1 pseudogene is annotated in these 416 nt (G+C 34.4%); it reads right to left on the bottom strand.

What is annotated here, in order from left to right:
- Positions 1 to 269: 269 nt before the first annotated feature.
- Positions 270 to 416 (bottom strand): annotated as a pseudogene (locus tag AN214_RS23140) (transposase); the annotation flags it as partial.

Raw genomic sequence — 416 nt, 5'->3', positions numbered from 1 at the left:
CAATCAGACATTGATGACGACGCTACTGTAAAAATCTGATTACTTGTCTAACCTACCAAAGCCCACACTCTGTTGTGGGCTTTTTATTTACTAAAAAAGTGACATAGCATGCCAAAAGGGCAAAATTTCATAATTTAAAATCTAACTGAATTCAAATTTTGCTTAAGCGAACGATAGTTTAAACATTTGTTATAAAAGATTTTTAGTAACAGCGCACACCTAAAAGCAAAAGTGGCACACTTTTCTTTATTTACCACTCATTCTTAAAATTACGCTAGTAAGGCAGTCGCATTAGCAATATTTGGTCGTCGTTTCTTTTTTAGGTGTTCACAATATTCAATCATATTGTCTGGTTTTCCAACAGCACCATGAAATGATTTGGTAAATTGCGTGGTGAGCTTAAGCCAATTTTCAGG

This window comes from Pseudoalteromonas sp. P1-9 (assembly GCF_001399975.1).
Classification (GTDB): Bacteria; Pseudomonadota; Gammaproteobacteria; order Enterobacterales; family Alteromonadaceae; genus Pseudoalteromonas.
Note: the sequence above shows the minus strand (reverse complement) of the source record. Positions and strands in the feature narration are given on the sequence as shown.